The organism is Clostridium moutaii (genome assembly GCF_041205085.1).
GTDB classification, from domain to species: domain Bacteria; phylum Bacillota; class Clostridia; order Clostridiales; family Clostridiaceae; genus Clostridium_B; species Clostridium_B moutaii.
The window spans coordinates 1-525 of the sequence record NZ_JBGEWD010000051.1 but is presented as its reverse complement, the minus strand read 5'-3'; the positions used below and the strand labels follow the sequence as shown (position 1 = coordinate 525).

Annotated in this window: 1 protein-coding gene; it reads right to left on the bottom strand. The window is 35.2% G+C overall.

Annotated elements, in window-relative coordinates; all coding sequences use genetic code 11:
* Positions 1–379, bottom strand: a 379-nt coding sequence (locus AB8U03_RS18040) for a helix-turn-helix domain-containing protein (RefSeq protein WP_369705933.1), incomplete at its 3' end; no start/stop codon positions are given.
* Positions 380–525: the final 146 nt, after the last annotated feature.

Here is a 525-nt window from a genome sequence, read left to right as displayed (position 1 = left end):
TTATTTTAGGACACCCATTGCAGACATAAGGGGCCTTTTTTATCTTAGGGCAAACCTTAGGAATATATTCTGGACAGATTTTTCTACAGTCTCTTCCGCAGGAGGGACTGTAACAGATTTTGCAAAGCTTCACACAATCTTTATTATCGCATAGGAAACGGAGCTGGCAGATCTTCTTTCTTGCACAGTTAATCAAATGTTGTGGGTCGTCTCTATCTGGAAAGTAGCGATATTTTTTTACTTCTTTAGAAACAGTACTAGGATGTTTATCTATAGTTTTTGCAATAGAAGCAAAAGATTTACCATCAATAAGACCCTTTTCAATTTTGATACGTTGTGTAGTTGATAAATGTTTACCATTATAATTAGCATTAGACATAGTAACCTCCTATAAGCATGGAGGAATCGAAGGATCAAAGATCCATGGCAGTCTTGCACTTGCATATACCTATATTATCGTGCAAGATTAACTTATTGAAAGACGAATTAAGTACTGCAAACAAGAAGTTACATTTTCATTTTACG